The 14773-nt window shown below is 60.0% G+C and carries 10 protein-coding genes; 5 read left to right on the forward strand and 5 right to left on the reverse strand.

Going from position 1 to position 14773, the window contains the following annotated elements; translation table 11 throughout:
- Positions 1 to 12 precede the first annotated feature (12 nt).
- The 5 genes from AS189_RS10535 to AS189_RS10555 all read right to left on the reverse strand — a co-directional run bounded on the left by AS189_RS10535 (position 13) and on the right by AS189_RS10555 (position 6399).
- Positions 13 to 2520, reverse strand: a complete 2508-nt coding sequence (locus AS189_RS10535; protein WP_062288471.1) for a DUF5129 domain-containing protein — start codon at positions 2518 to 2520, stop codon at positions 13 to 15.
- Complete coding sequence (locus AS189_RS10540) at positions 2517 to 3575, reverse strand: glycosyltransferase family 4 protein (RefSeq protein ID WP_062293418.1); 1059 nt, start codon at positions 3573 to 3575, stop codon at positions 2517 to 2519. Before AS189_RS10540 ends, AS189_RS10535 begins: the two co-directional genes overlap by 4 nt.
- Before the next feature lie 71 nt (positions 3576 to 3646).
- Positions 3647 to 4576: an alpha/beta fold hydrolase gene (locus tag AS189_RS10545; protein ID WP_062288473.1), complete on the reverse strand. Its 930-nt coding sequence runs from the start codon at positions 4574 to 4576 to the stop codon at positions 3647 to 3649.
- A gap of 1 nt (position 4577) precedes the next feature.
- Positions 4578 to 5411: an aldo/keto reductase gene (locus tag AS189_RS10550; RefSeq protein ID WP_062288475.1), complete on the reverse strand. Its 834-nt coding sequence runs from the start codon at positions 5409 to 5411 to the stop codon at positions 4578 to 4580.
- Between the two features lie 25 nt (positions 5412 to 5436).
- Complete coding sequence (locus AS189_RS10555; RefSeq protein ID WP_062293420.1) at positions 5437 to 6399, reverse strand: sugar-binding transcriptional regulator; 963 nt, start codon at positions 6397 to 6399, stop codon at positions 5437 to 5439.
- Positions 6400 to 6566: 167 nt separating this feature from the next.
- Here AS189_RS10555 and AS189_RS10560 point away from each other — a divergent pair, with 167 nt between their 5' ends.
- The 5 genes from AS189_RS10560 (at position 6567) to AS189_RS10580 (ending at position 14766) form a co-directional block, all read left to right on the forward strand.
- A complete protein-coding gene (locus tag AS189_RS10560; RefSeq protein WP_082634223.1) occupies positions 6567 to 8360 on the forward strand; it encodes a glycerol-3-phosphate dehydrogenase/oxidase in 1794 nt (597 codons plus the stop codon).
- A gap of 83 nt (positions 8361 to 8443) precedes the next feature.
- Positions 8444 to 9193 carry an MIP/aquaporin family protein gene (locus AS189_RS10565; protein WP_062288478.1) on the forward strand — a complete coding sequence of 250 codons (750 nt, stop codon included), beginning with the start codon at positions 8444 to 8446 and terminating at the stop codon, positions 9191 to 9193.
- 53 nt (positions 9194 to 9246) lie between these two features.
- Positions 9247 to 10761: a glycerol kinase GlpK gene (glpK, locus tag AS189_RS10570; protein ID WP_062288481.1), complete on the forward strand. Its 1515-nt coding sequence runs from the start codon at positions 9247 to 9249 to the stop codon at positions 10759 to 10761.
- A 356-nt stretch (positions 10762 to 11117) separates the two neighbouring features.
- On the forward strand, positions 11118 to 13622 hold the full coding sequence (gene leuS, locus AS189_RS10575; protein WP_424581561.1) for a leucine--tRNA ligase: 2505 nt from the start codon (positions 11118 to 11120) through the stop codon (positions 13620 to 13622).
- 118 nt (positions 13623 to 13740) lie between these two features.
- Positions 13741 to 14766, forward strand: coding sequence for a DegV family protein (locus tag AS189_RS10580; RefSeq protein ID WP_129587241.1), 1026 nt, complete (start codon positions 13741 to 13743; stop codon positions 14764 to 14766).
- The last annotated feature ends 7 nt before the right edge of the window (positions 14767 to 14773 follow it).

The raw sequence follows: 14773 nt of genomic DNA on the forward strand, positions 1-14773 counted from the left end.
TTCATTGGTTGCCTACTTGGTTGGATTTCGACCAAGTGTTGCATCAAGCAGGGCCCTTGTACGCCGGTTGACGTCAGTGTCGCGAATGGACAGCATCTTCACCAGGAGTTCGAGTTTCTTGACGTCGGCCACATACTCCTCACCAAGGCGCTGTGACAGAGAACGTGCGGCCAGGTCATCGGCCATACGCCACGCCATGGCCAGTGCGCCTTCAAAAATACGCTGATCAGATTCGGCAGATGTGGCCGCCGATCCCGAACCGAGCATTGCCACGGCGTTTAGCCGCGAATCATCCAATCCCAAGGCGAGCTCATTGAGTTGGGTGCGCACATGTCGCAGCGTTGCTGAATTGCGGCCAAAACGTCCAAGCTTCGTGGACATGACTCCGCCGTAGCTGATCGCCATGATTAAGGTGACGCTGCCCAAGGCAATAGTCAAGGCCAGCAATACAAAGAGCCAGAAGGCATTTACTGCCGGTTGCAGATAACCATTGTCTTGGATCCCCAGAGCTAGATTCTCGATGGTCCGCGCCACGGTAATGTCACCAATGCCGGAGAAGTAGTAACTGCCGTGGTCCCAAGTCTTGTTGCCCAGGCTATTGAATTCTCCCTCTGCCACGGCACCAGTTATCGGCGTCGGGATGGAAAAGTGGTCCTCGCCCAACTTCCATACCGGAATGATGACATGGTTCTCCCCGAGCTCTGCCGTTGACTGCTCCAGAAGTTGCGGGAATTCTGCCTTCACCCGCCACAAGGCATCCACCAAGACTTGGGGGTCCTGGTTCTGAACGAAGGCGGAATCGCCTGCCAGTATTTCCTGCTGGATACCCAAATAGTCAGTAGCGCTGCGGACTGCAACGGTGATGTCCACTTGCTGCGTGAACTTGTCGTCAAAATGCCGGCGTATTTGAGCTTCGTCCAAGCCAGTGGTTTCCCCGTCGAAAACCAGGGAATGCAGAGGCAGTTTGCCGTTGAGCTCGTTGCTGTTCCGTGACGGCAAGTTTCCAACAACTACTGCACTGGCGATGACTGCGACTAGCACAATTCCAACACCTCGGAAAAGCCAGGGGGTGCTCCTGGCAGCCCACAGTAGGGTGGAAGGCTTCGGAACAAGCATCAGCCAACTGAATTCTCGTGGAGCCGGCACAGGTAATTCCGTGGTCCCGGGCAAGGGTCCGCACAGTGCGTGGGCCGCAGCGTTGGCATCTCGCAGGGCTGTTAAGGTTCGTTTTGAACCTGTGGGCGAGAGCCCCAACCCTGACCGCAAGGCCGAGTACTCGTCAATTTTCTTATCAGGCTCAGGCATCCAGACACGTGCCGTTCGATGCCGGCGGAGTGACCGGTCCACGGCCAGTGCACTCTTTTCCAGCTCGTTCTCCGCTGACCGCCAGGCCTGAATGGTTTCGGGGTTTCCATGATCGTTGGTGAGAATACGCAGCAGCGATTCCAGCGCGTCATTGAGGCGGCGCACGCGTTTTTCGGCGACGGCACCTGGCGACCGTGTGCTCAGCCGGGCCAGCAGCTCCCTGGTAGCGAAGATCATGGGGGCCGCCAAACGGTCCAAGACACGCTGGCGTCCTGAAAGAGTTCCCAAGACGGCGCCCGCGGACATGAGGGCATTTGCTTGAACCACCAAACGCGCGGCTTCGGCTTCGAAAGATGCGACGAGGCTGGCCGTGGCAGGCTGCAGCGCGGATTTGGCGCTGTAGACCGCATCGATGACAGCGTTTTCTGTTCGGGCCAGCTGCAGCGATGCGTCCCGAACCACGCGCCACGATGAGGTAAACCCAGCCGTGCGCTGCTCCATGGGGGTGGCGAGATAGCTCACCTCCAGCGCCTCCAGTTCAAGGACCACCTTTGCCAGTTTCCGCTGGGCTTTGGTCAGCCTGCGGAAGATCAATTCACGCCGTTGACGCCGGGAGAGTGAGAATGCCAAGGCAATGATCGTTAAGCCAAAACCGATGACCACTCCCATGAGCCAGAACAGAGGGGATTGAAGAGGCCCTTTATCGAGAACCTCGGCCGCACGCTGTGCCGCCGCAGCCACCGCTTTGGGGCCGTGACCAAGGCCCACGTTGTCCATGAAGGCGTTGCGGATCTCTAAGGTGTTGTGCAGGTCTTTGCCATTGTCGCCGCTGGCAGGATAGATCCCAACGCCTGCAAACCGGCGATTATTGATGCTCGTAGTCGGGTCGTCGTCGATGATGGTCGACAAGATGACGTCAGCGCCTAGGTCCTGGCGGCCCTTCTTCTCGTCGTGGCTCAGAATCCGGGGTGTGACGAGTATTCGCATCGGCTGCCAGGTTTTGATGCCTTCGCCCACAACTGCGTTCACACTCGCCTGGGAAATGTTGAGACCGTGCTGGCCTTCAACCACAATCTCGAGCTGGGCGGTGGGAGTTGCGGTGATTGCTTGGTAGCCCTGGACAGTAAAGAAAACTGTTCCGATTCCCAGCAGAAGAGCCAGCCAAGGAAAGCCGAAACGGGGCTTCTTATGGATCCGGATCAGCGGTGGTGTCATCGTGGCGGGCTCAGCTCCTGCGCAATGGCAAGCAGTTCCTGGGCGGAGGAATCCCAACTGAACGTGGCCGCCTGGGCCACGGACGCGCTCGAACAAGCAGCCCATTCAGCGGGGTCAGCCAAGGAGCGCACGGCAACGGCAAAGTCGTGCGCTGAATCGGCTGGCACATACTGTGCTGCCTTACCGCCCACTTCGCGGAAAATCGCGGTATCAGCCACCACCACGGGTGTTCCCAGTGCCATGGCCTCCACCAACGGTAGTCCGTAGCCTTCGGCTTTGGACAGTGTGACAAGGGCCGTAGTGCGCAGCAGCAGCTCATCATATTCGGCATCGGTTACGCCGTTATGGAACACCACCGACGCACCCGCAGGCACCAGCGCCGCCAACTCCGCGCGCCGCTCAGGCGTGATCCGGCTGAGTAGGTTAAGCGTGAAATCAGGCAGTTCGGCCATGCCACGGATTAGCGTTTCGACGTTCTTATAGGGCATGAACGAGCCCATGTAGGTCAGCGTTTTCTCCGGTGTCACCCCAGGATCCCGCGGCGTCCTCTCGCCCTGCGGAGCGTTGCCAATGATCCGCACCGGCCGCTTGGTGAGTTTGTGCTGGCGCATCAGTGAAAGCGTGGTGTTGCTGATGGTGGCCACCACGTTAGCGCGATTCAACAGCATCCGCTGCGGCCAATACGCCTTGTGGTACAGCCGCCACAGCACGCGCACCGGCGCCGGTAGAAATCCGGGAGGTGCCGGGTGCTCGTAGTAAATCAGGTCATGCAGCGTCAGGACGAGGGGGTATTTCCGTCCCCAGCTGCCCATGGTTTGCATGGGGCAAAACACCAGATCGGCTCCCAGTTTATTGACGTGCCGGGACACGAACAGCTCCAACGGGCTCAGCGGCGAATTGATCTTCACCCACGGCAAATCCGGCAGCAGTGCCAGTTGGCGTTCGTCATGGATGAGCATCGTTACCTGCGCATAAGGTGCGACGGCGGCCATGAGGCTTGCGCCGTAACGGCTGATCCCGTCGTGGTGATCCATGCGCGTGAAGCGGGCATCCATGACGATCTTGGGTTTAGCTGACGTGCCCTGATAGCCGGACGATTCTGGCGTGTTGGCCGCGGTGGGGGTGCTCAAGGGGCGGGGTGCCTTTCAAGAAATGCTGTGATGGCGATTGCTGCCGGCTGGGGTGTTTCGTAGTGAATGAGGTGGCCCACCCCGTCAATGACGAGAAGTTCGCCCTGGGGGAGGATCTCCAGCAGTTTGTGCTGGTTGGGAAGGGTGGCGATTTCATCCTGTGCTCCGGCAATCAGCAAGGTGGGGAGCGTGAGAGCAGTAGCCACTTCACGCACGGTGCCACTGACGGAGGCTTGAAATGACTCCAGCAGCATGTCCCGATTGGCAAAGCCGCTGAAATACGCGTGGTGTTGCCCATGGATGAAAGCCAGCAACGCCTTGTCCCGCGTCTTGGCCATGGTCACACTCATGACGTGCACAATGAGCTTGCTGCGCAAGAGGGTATTGCCCAGCGGCGCCGGGAGCTTGGCCGATGCCCAGTAATAAAAGACCGCGAGCTTGGTCATGATGCCCTTGGGCCCCTCTAAAGCGGGGGAGGCGATCGGGTTCACCAAGATGAGCGGATAGACCCGGTCCGGGTGAGCGGCCACAAAGTGGCTGACCACAATAGACCCAAAGGAATGTCCCAACAGGACGGTGTCCGGTCCAAGATCCAGCGCGTCCAGGAAAGAGGCAAGGAACGCCACATATCCGGGAATATCATGCTGGCCGGAAGCAAACGCTGGGGAGATTCCAAAACCAGGAAGGTCCGCCATGATGATCCGGTGCTCCGGCAGTAACTCCACCACACGCTCAAGCCCATGGTGGTCGCCACGGAAACCATGCACCATGACAATGGTCCGGCTGACAGCGGACGGCTCGGTGGCGGCGTACTCCCAGTAATGAACAGGGGTGCCCGCAACATTCAGGACATGGGCACTGACCCGGTCCGCCACATCAACAGCGATGGGTGAGGTGGGCGCCGTCGTACTGTTCTTGGCAGACATGTCAGTTCACAACATTCGGATTTGAGCCAGAACGGCGGTCCTGATCCAAGCCATCGATGGCAGTGAACTGCGTATCAGAGAGTGAAAAGTCGAAAACGTTCAGGTTTTCAGCGATTCGGGCTGCCGAGCTGGCCTTGGGGATCACCAAATGACCGGACTGGACATGCCAGCGCAGCACCAGCTGAGCCACCGATTTGCCGGTCTCCGCCGCCAGCGCGAGCAGCACTGGATCGCTCAACAGTGCGCCGCGGGCCAAGGGGCTCCACGCCTGAGTGGCGATGCCGAGCTCCGCGTGAAGGGCGCGCAAGCTGTGCTGGGCCAGCCACGGATGGAGCTCAATCTGGTTCACGGCTGGCACCACGTCGGTGGCATCCAGGAGCTGTTCCAGATGCTCCGGCTCGAAGTTGCTGACACCGATGGCACGCACGCGGCCCTCGTGATAGAGGGATTCCAACGCCTTGTAGGTGGGGATGAACAAGTTCTTCTCGGGGCACGGCCAATGAATGAGGAACATGTCCACAAAGTCCAGCCCCAAGCGCTCCATGCTGGCGTCAAAGGCAGCCAACGTGGAATCGTAGCCGTGCTCGGTGTTCCAAACCTTGGAGGTGACGAACAAGTCCGTGCGCGGCGTGCCAGCGGCGACGGCGTTGCGGATCGCGGTGCCCACGCCTTCCTCATTGCCGTACAGGGCGGCGGTATCCACGGTCCGGTAGCCGGTGTCCAGGGCGGTGGAGACCAGGTCTGCGCAGTCCGCGGAGGGAACTTTGTAGACGCCGTAGCCGAGCACATCAATGTCGACACCGTTGTTGAGCGTGTATTTGGGGGAGCGTTGCATACCAACAACTTTACCCAGTCTGAGGTTAGAGCCCGTCCAAGCCATTGAGGAAGCCAAAAATCGGGTCGCTGGAGGGGCTGGACAATTCCACCAGTTCCCGCGCCGTGGTTTCATCCAGAATCAGATCCGTGACCAGGCCAGCGGCGAGTGCGCCGCGCAGTCCCGTGATTTTCTTGGTGCCAGAGACGACACAGATACGACGCCGGATCTTGCGAAGGCTTTTTAGGTCCGGACCGCTGGAGCGAGAGTTGAGCACAATGCCGTCGTCACTTCCGTCCGAGCGGAAGAAGACAGTGGCCACATCTCCTGCCACACCGCTGGCTTCTAGGGCATCGAGATCGGTGGAATCGAGGTAGCCGCCGCTGTAGACGTGGCTGGGGATTTCGGCATCCATGGAGCCGACACCGAATATGGCAATGGTCATTCGTTCCTGCAGGTCAAGGATGCGCCGGACGCTGCGTTCCTGCCACATCAGGTTCTTGGTCTCGGCGTGGTCAAAGAAGGCTGGCACGGGAAACTGCTCCACCTTGGCTCCGTACGCCGTGCCAAAGCGGCGGATGATCTCTGAGGCGTAGGTAATGCCGGAAGTTTGGGTGTTGCCTGCCCCGTTGAGTTGGACAATGGTGCTGCCGTGGGTTGTCTTGCGGGTCAGGTGGCGGCTGACGGTGCTGACAGTGGAGCCCCAGGCCACGCCGATCACGGCATTGGAGTCCACCAGCGGGCCAATGGTGCGTGCGGCCTGCATGCTGACCCTGTCGAGGACTTCAACTTCACTAAGCATGTCGGAGACCGGAACAACATGGACCTCTACTTGGTAGCGCTTGCGGATGGCGCGTTCCAATTCCGGTGCCCGATCCGATGGTGTCTTGATTTGAATCTGTACCAGGCCGCTGTCACGGGCCATTGAGAGCAGTCTGGACACCGTGGACCGGGAGGTCCGGAGCTCCCTGGCAATGGCATCCATGGTCTGATCCTGCAAGTAGTACATTTGTGCAGCTCGGAGGGCATCTTGCTGTTTTGTTCGCTTGGAACTCACGGTTCATTGACCCTTTCTGCACGTTCGTGCAAACATGTTGACTAAAATTTCCACTTGCTCCAACAATAAAGGGAAGAAGCGCATAGAGCGCAATTAATCTGGACTCGAAAGAGGTCGTCGTGGGACTCCTAGGCAACGCAGGCAAGAACAATTCAGCGGACCAAAACCCAACGGTTGTGCGAGCTCAAGTTGAGGCCCTGAAGGAGCGCCCGCGCGCCAGTGTTTTGATCATTGGTGGTGGCATCAACGGTGTTGGAACGTTCCGTGACTTGGCCCTTCAGGGCGTGGATGTGGCACTCGTAGAGCGCGGCGACTACTGCCAAGGCGCCTCCGGGGCGTCCTCCCACATGATCCACGGCGGCATCCGCTACCTTGAAAATGGCGAGTTCCGCCTCGTCAAGGAATCGGTCGTTGAGCGCAACGGGCTGCTGAAGATCGCCCCCCATTACGTCAAGCCGCTGCAGACCACCATCCCCATCTTCAGCACCTTCTCCGGCATCCTCAGCGCCCCCATGCGGTTCCTGACACACAAGCAGGGAAAGCCACAGGAGCGCGGCGCGTTCTTGATCAAGGTCGGCCTGACCCTCTACGATGCCTTCTCACGAGACGGCGGTACTGTTCCGCGCCACGATTTCAAGGGTCGCAAGAAGGCGCTTGCCGAGTTGCCCCAGCTGCCCTCGAATCTCAAATACGCAGCCACGTACTACGATGCTTCCGTGCACAACCCGGAGCGTCTGACCTTGGATGTCCTCCAGGACGGCGAGAAGGCCGGCTTGGCTGGTGCCGCGCAGTCCGTCACCGCCGCCGATGCCAAGGCTCGTGCCACCAACTACCTGGCCGCTACTGCCGTCACGGACGACGGCGTTGAACTCACCGATCAGCTCACGGGTGAGACGTTCACGTTCAAGGCCGACGTCATTGTCAACACCACAGGCGCCTGGGTGGATATGACAAATAGCGTCATGGGGGCAGCCACCCAGTTCATGGGCGGCACCAAGGGCTCACATATCGTCTTGGATCACCCCGGGCTGCTGGCAGCGTGCAACGGCCGCGAAATCTTCTTCGAACACACCGATGGGCGGATCGTCCTGATTTACCCCATGGGTGACAGGGTTCTGGTTGGCACCACCGACGTCAACGCTGACATGACCCAAGATGCGGTCTGCACCGAGGAAGAGATTGACTACTTCTTCGACCTCGTTGGCCATGTTTTCCCCAACATCTTGGTGACCCGCGACGAGATTGTTTACAGCTTCGCCGGTGTTCGCCCGTTGCCGCGCCACGACGCAACGGCTCCGGGATTCGTTTCCCGCGACTACAGGATTGAGCGCGCCGAACGCACCATTGCCGGGGCCTCCGTTCCTGTGCTGAGCCTGGTTGGCGGCAAGTGGACCACATTCCGCGCCTTGTCTGAGCACATGACGAACGACGTGCTGGCGATCTTGGGCGCACCCCGCAAGACGTCCACGGCCAAGCTGGCCATTGGTGGCGGCGTGAACTTCCCCGCCACCAATGCCGGCATCGAAGCCTGGATTTCCTCACACACGAGCGGAACGGTCGACGCCGCCCGGGCTGGGGTCCTGCTGACCCGCTACGGAACGCGCGCCGAGACCGTCATGGCCTACCTTGCCGAAGGAAAAGACACGGTGTTCGATTCAACCAATGAACTCAGCGACCGTGAGGTTGCCTTCATGGTGGAGAACGAACAAATCGGACACCTCATCGACGTCATGATCCGCCGCACCTCCCTGGCCTTCCGAGGCCTGGTCACCAGTGAGCTGCTGGCCGAGACCGCTGCTGTGCTGGCAGGGTTGCTGGGATGGAATGAGGCAAAGGTGGCGCAAGAGATCGGCCACAGCGTAGATATTCTGGCACGCTTCCATGGCGTCCAGGTACAAAGCTTGATTGCCTAAGCCCTAGGGGGGCGAAGGGGGCTCAAGAGGGCCAGCCAAAATGGCTGGCCCTTCTCGTAAAAACTAACCAATTGGAGTCAAAGATGTCTCTTGGAATAGTGTTCCTGTCCGAGGTGATGGGAACAATGCTGCTCACTCTGTTGGGTTGTGGTGTTGTTGCAAACGTCGCACTCAAGGGAACCAAAGGCAATTCCGGCGGTTTTCTACTGGTCAACTGGGGCTGGGGCTTGGCAGTCTTTGCCGGTGTCTTCGTTGCCGCTAAATCGGGTGCACACCTGAACCCTGCAGTGACAGTGGGTCTGCTGGCCAACGGCAAGGCCGAGTACGCACCCGGCGTGGCCGTGAACTTCGCGTCAACCATGACGTACTTTGGTGCGGAAATGGTGGGTGCCATTATCGGTGCCGTGGTGTGCTGGTTGGCATACAAGCAGCACTTCGATGGCGAACCCGATGCAGCTACCAAGCTGGGCGTATTCTCCACTGGCCCGGCCATTCGCAGCTATGGCTGGAATGTCGTCACTGAAGTCATCGGCACCTTTGTCCTGGTCTTCGTGATCTTGCACTTTTCCAATGGTCCGGCCGCACTTGGCCCGCTGCCCGTAGCACTGCTCGTTGTAGGTATTGGTGCCTCACTTGGTGGGCCCACCGGTTACGCCATCAACCCGGCCCGTGACCTTGGCCCGCGTATTGCACATGCTTTGTTGCCCATCAAGGGCAAGGGTTCCAGCGACTGGAGCTACGCGTGGGTTCCGGTTGTTGGTCCCCTTCTTGGTGGTGCCTTGGCTGGTCTGATGAGCCAATGGATGCCTGATCTGATTGCTGCCGTCGCTTAACTTCTGCTCGCTTCTGAAGTGCCAAAGAAAGTGCCAAAGAAAAGGAAACAAAGATGTCTCAGTATGTAATTGCCATTGACCAGGGAACCACCAGCAGCCGCGCCATCGTGTTTGACCATGACGGCAACATTGTCTCCACCGGACAGCTGGAGCATGAGCAGATTTTCCCGAAGGCTGGCTGGGTTGAGCACAACGCAACCGAGATCTGGAACAACACCCGCGAGGTGATTGGCACCGCGCTGGCCCAGGCCAACCTGACACGCCACGATATTGTGGGCGTGGGCATCACCAACCAGCGTGAAACAGCCGTGGTCTGGGACAAGAACACCGGTGTGCCGGTCTACAACGCCATCGTGTGGCAGGATACCCGCACGCAGAGCATTGTGGATGAACTGGCCGCAGATGGTGGCGTGGAGCGCTTCAAGGCCAAGGTCGGCCTGCCGCTGGCCACGTACTTCTCCGGAACCAAAATTAAATGGATTCTGGACAACGTCGAAGGTGCCCGTGAAAAGGCGGAAGCTGGCGATCTGCTCTTTGGTAACACCGATTCCTGGGTGACCTGGAACCTGACCGGTGGAACCGATGGCGGCGTGCACATCACCGATGTCACCAATGCCTCGCGCACCATGTTCATGGATCTGGAAAGCCTCACATGGGACGAAGAAATCCTGGGCATCTTCGGTGTGCCGAAGTCCATGATGCCGGAGATCAAGTCCTCCTCCGAGGTCTACGGCCACGTGCACGGCAGCCAGCTGCTGCGCGAAGTTCCCGTTGCCGGCATCTTGGGTGACCAGCAGGCTGCAACGTTCGGTCAGGCTGCATTCAACCAGGGCGAAGCCAAGAACACCTATGGCACCGGCTGCTTCCTGATCTTCAACACGGGTGAAGAAATTGTCCACTCGAAGAACGGGCTGCTGACCACCCTCGGTTACAAGCTTGGCGACGCCGCTCCGCACTACGCGTTGGAAGGCTCCATAGCCGTCACCGGTTCACTCATCCAGTGGTTGCGCGACAACATCGGCATGATTAAGTCCGCTCCCGAAGTTGAGGAGCTGGCCGCAGCGGTCGAGAACAACGGTGGCGTCTACATCGTCCCCGCATTCTCGGGCCTGTTTGCACCGTACTGGCGTGCGGATGCCCGCGGTGCCATCGTGGGTCTGACCCGCTTTGTGAATAAGAACCACATTGCCCGGGCCGCCTTGGAAGCCACTGCGTTCCAGACCCGCGAGGTGCTGGACGCCGTCAACGCCGACTCCGGTGTTGACCTAACTGAGCTCAAGGTCGACGGCGGCATGGTCGCCAATGACGCGCTCATGCAGTTCCAGGCTGACATCCTCGGTGTCCCGGTTATCCGTCCTAAGGTCACCGAAACCACAGCCTTGGGTGCAGCGTATGCAGCCGGTCTGGCCGTGGGCTTCTGGAAGGACCTGGGCGAGTTGTCCAACAACTGGTCCGAGGACAAGCGTTGGGAACCGCAGATGGAGGCCGCTGAGCGCGATCGCCAGATGCGCCTCTGGAAGAAGGCCGTCACCAAGTCCATGGACTGGGTTGACGAGGACGTCCTCTAATACGGGGCAACGGCATTAAATGCTTGACGGCGGGGCGCCACGTAACTGTGGTGTCCCGCCGTCGTGCTTTTAACTTCTGTGCTGCGCACAACTGGACATGAGTTCGGCGCCAGTGGACAACATGCACAAAACCCACGGCGGGTTCGGCGCATAGGGGAGCAGTCCGGCGTCGAACACCACGTTTCAGCCTTGGTACTTAGTTTTTTAAGTGCGGTAAAGTAAAGGGGTGCATACATTTCTCCTTCTTATTTAGCCGCAATTTATAAAGCGGTGCGCCCCTTGCCATGTCGAGGGGCTTTTGTGTGTAAACGGTCAGAAGGATCAAGAAGCCAACAATGATTGAAAAGGCAGGGTACGTGAGCGTGCAGTCTCAGACTGAAGAGAACAGCGAAGAAGGCGTCTACAGTTTCGCCTCGATGGAAGCCAAATGGCCGGCCATCTGGGACGAGCTCAAGGTCTTCACCCCCCTCGACGACGGCTCGAAAGAACGCCGCTACGTCTTGGACATGTTCCCGTACCCCTCGGGCGACTTGCACATGGGCCACGCCGAGGCGTTTGCCATGGGAGACGTTGTCTCGCGTTACTGGCGCCAGCTGGGCTACGACGTGCTGCACCCGATTGGCTGGGACTCCTTCGGCTTGCCCGCTGAGAATGCTGCCATCAAGCGCAATGCGCACCCCAGCGAGTGGACGTACGCCAACATTGACACGCAGGCGGAGTCGTTCAAGCGCTACGCCATTTCCGTGGACTGGTCACGCCGTTTGCAGACCTCAGACCCCGAGTACTACCGGTGGACGCAGTGGCTGTTCAAGCGCTTCCACGAGAAGGGCCTGGCATACCGCAAAAACTCACCCGTGAACTGGTGCCCCACGGACCAGACAGTGCTGGCCAATGAACAGGTTGTCAACGGCGCCTGCGAACGCTGCGGCACCATTGTCACCAAGAAGTCCCTGAACCAGTGGTACTTCAAGATCACCGACTACGCCGACCGCCTGCTGGACGACATGGACGCACTCAAGGGCCACTGGCCGGACCGCGTGCTGGCCATGCAGAAGAACTGGATTGGCCGCTCCGAAGGCGCCCACGTCACGTTCGTGATTGAAGCAGCTGGAGAAGAGAAGGCACAGCAGGAACTGACAGTCTTCACCACCCGTCCGGACACCCTGTACGGAGCAACGTTCTTCGTGGTCGCCGCCGACGCGCCCCTGGCACTGGAGCTGGTGACTGCCGAGCACGCTGAAGCGCTGAGCGATTACCGCGAGCAGGTCAAGGCTCTGAGCGACATTGAACGCCAGTCCACCGACCGCCCCAAGTCGGGTATCTTCACCGGCCGTTACGCCGTCAACCCGCTGACCGGTGAGAAGCTGCCCGTCTGGGCCGCCGATTACGTGCTGGCCGATTACGGCACCGGCGCCATTATGGCCGTGCCTGCTCACGATCAGCGCGACCTCGATTTCGCCAAGGCCTTCGACCTGCCCATCCGCGCAGTGCTGGACACCGGCATGGAAGATCCCGCCGAGACCGGCATCGCCTCCACAGGCGAAGGCACGCTCATCAACTCCGGCGAGTTGAACGGCCTGTCCAAGGCCGAGGGAATCCCTGCCGCGATTGAAGTTCTGGAAAAGTTGGGCACGGGCGAGAAGTTCATCAACTTCCGCCTGCGTGACTGGCTGCTGTCCCGGCAGCGTTTCTGGGGCACACCCATCCCGATCATTCACTGTGCCGACTGTGGCGAGGTCCCGGTTCCAGACGATCAGCTGCCCGTCCGCCTGCCGGATAATCTGCGCGGCGAGGATCTGTCCCCGAAGGGCACCTCACCGTTGGCTGCCGCCGCGGACTGGGTCAATGTTGAGTGCCCCTCCTGTGGCAAGCCCGCAAAGCGCGACACCGACACCATGGACACGTTCGTGGACTCATCCTGGTACTTCCTGCGCTTCACCTCGCCGGACTACACCGAGGGCCCGTTCGATCCGGCCAAGGTCAACGACTGGATGCCCGTAGGCCAGTACGTGGGTGGCGTTGAGCACGCTATTTTGCACCTGCTCTACGCCCGCTTCTTCACCAAGGTCATCCACGATCTGGGCCTGCTCGAAGCCACCGAACCCTTCAGCGCGCTGCTGAACCAGGGCCAGGTACTCAACGGCGGCAAGGCCATGAGCAAGTCCCTTGGCAACGGTGTTGATCTGGGGCAGCAGTTGGATAAGTACGGGGTGGATGCCATTCGCCTCACCATGGTCTTTGCTGGGCCTCCCGAGGACGACGTCGACTGGGCGGATGTTTCGCCGTCCGGCTCGGCCAAGTTCCTGGCCCGCGCATGGCGTCTGGCCCGCGATGTAGCCAGTGAACCGGGCGCCCCGGCCACCAGCGGCGACGCCGCACTGCGTTCCCTGACGCACCGCACGGTTCACGACACCAAGGTCTTGCTGGAAGGCCACAAGTTCAACGTTGTGGTCGCCAAGCTCATGGAATTGGTCAATGCGACCCGTAAGGTCATTGACTCCGGTGCCGGCGCTTCCGATCCTGCGGTGCGTGAAGCTGCCGAGGCAGTGGCCATTGTCCTGAGCCTGTTTGCGCCGTACACGGCAGAAGACATGTGGGACACCTTGGGCCACCCGGCCTCGGTTGCCAACGCGGGCTTCCCTGCCGTCGATGAGGCATTGCTGGTGGAACAGAGCATCACCGCGATCGTTCAGATCCAAGGCAAGGTCAAGGACCGTCTCGAGGTGTCCCCGGACATCACCGAAGAGGAGTTGCGTGAACTGGCTTTGGGCTCTGCCGCCGTTCAAAAAGCACTTGATGGCCGTGGCATCCGCACTGTGATCGTGCGTGCGCCTAAGCTGGTCAATATTGTTCCTGCCTAATTAGCGAAGAGTCACTGCGCTTAGCATCACAGCGTAAAAGTGCCCTCGCCCTCACCGGGGCAGGGCACTTTTGTGTTGTCGGCCGGCATGCTTTTTTGAAGGTGCATTCGTGAAGGGGATGACTGCAGTGAATGACACACCGACTGCTCTGAACTGGCTAAGGAATCAGGTTGGCCGAATACGCCCCAAGCCCAGCAACCCCTTAAACCCTAAAAAAACTGGGCTTTCGCCAGAGCCGGTAGCCCCGCCTGCGCCCAGCGTCGCCATTGTCACCGATTCCGCGGCAGCACTCCCGCCGGAATGGATTGGCGAAATTGCCGACTCCGGGGTGCTCACCGTGGTGCCCATCCCGGTCATTATCGGCGAGAACGTGTATTCCGATGATGATGCGGAACTGGAAGTTCACATATCGCTGGCGCTGGCATCCGGCAAACCCATCAAAACTTCGCGACCGTCTCCTGGCCAGTTTGAACGCGCCTACAAGGCTGCGGCCGATGCCGGATTCGCGCAGATCGTTTCGCTACACCTGTCAAAGAAACTCTCGGGAACACTGGAAGCAGCCCAGCTGGCGGCAGACCGGTCCCCGATCCCCGTGCACGTGGTGGACTCTGCAACGGTGGGTATGGGGCAGGGCAGGGGAGTCCAGGCTGCAGTGGAATCGTCGCTGCGTGGCGATGATGCCCCAGCCGTTATTGCCGCAGCCACCACGGCCTTTGCGGCCACAGCCGTCTACTTCTATGTGCCAAGCCTTGAGCAATTGCGCCGGGGTGGACGCATCAGCCTTGCCTCGTCCTGGTTTGGGACAGTCCTGGACATCAAACCCATCCTCGGGATCAAGGATGGTGCCATCGTCCCGCTCGAAAAGGTGCGCACGGCAGCCAAAGCCATCGCCCGGCTTCAGGCTTTGGCCGCGGCCGACATTACGGCTCGGGGGGCCGCCGGGACAAGGATCAGCCTGCACCACTTCGGCAACGCGGACCAGGCCCGGGCCCTCGGTCGGGCCTTGGAAGCCGGCGCGCCGGGACTAGCAGATGCCACCTTGACCCGGCTGCCTGCCGTCCTGGCTGCTCACGCGGGTCTGGGCGTGCTGGTGGTAGTGGTTTCAGATGCGGTTGTTCCTCCACAGCCGGACCCGGAGCTCTGACTCGCCA

Origin of the sequence: Arthrobacter alpinus, assembly GCF_001445575.1 — a bacterium.
GTDB classification, from domain to species: domain Bacteria; phylum Actinomycetota; class Actinomycetes; order Actinomycetales; family Micrococcaceae; genus Specibacter; species Specibacter alpinus_C.